We start from the raw sequence: 520 nt of genomic DNA, 5'->3' as shown, positions 1-520 counted from the left end.
CAATCGCAAAAAAGTAATCTTATACGCACCTACCTATCGAGATAATAAACTCAATGAGGCAAAAATCGCCCTGGATATTCAAAGGCTTGAGGAACAGCTATCGGACCAATATGTTTTGTTTTTAAAACTTCATCCCGCAATAAAAAGTGATTTTTACAATGCCTATTCTAATTTTGTTTATGATGTATCAGATATTACCGATGTTAATGAATTGTTGGTTATTACGGATATCCTAATTACCGACTATTCATCTATCCCATTCGAATTTTCATTGCTCGAACGACCAATGATATTTTTTGCTTATGATTTGGATGAATACAAAAAAGATAGAGGGTTTTGTGAAGACTACAAGAGGCTTATTCCTGGTCCAATTGTAAATAATACGGATGAACTTTTACAAATAATTTGCAATAACAATTTTGACTTAAAACAAATCAAAGACTTTGCGCAGAGATGGAATCAATATTCAATAGGAAATTCTTGCAAATCACTTGTTTCATCCCTTTACACCGAAGAAAAG

1 protein-coding gene is annotated in these 520 nt (G+C 32.7%); it reads left to right on the top strand.

The window, feature by feature from the left end:
• Positions 1-520: CDP-glycerol glycerophosphotransferase family protein (locus AC3G7N_RS22605; RefSeq protein WP_489424338.1), on the top strand; the 520-nt coding region annotated here is incomplete at both ends.

It is taken from the genome of Virgibacillus carmonensis (assembly GCF_057836705.1).
This window is presented reverse-complemented; position numbering and strand designations above follow the sequence as displayed.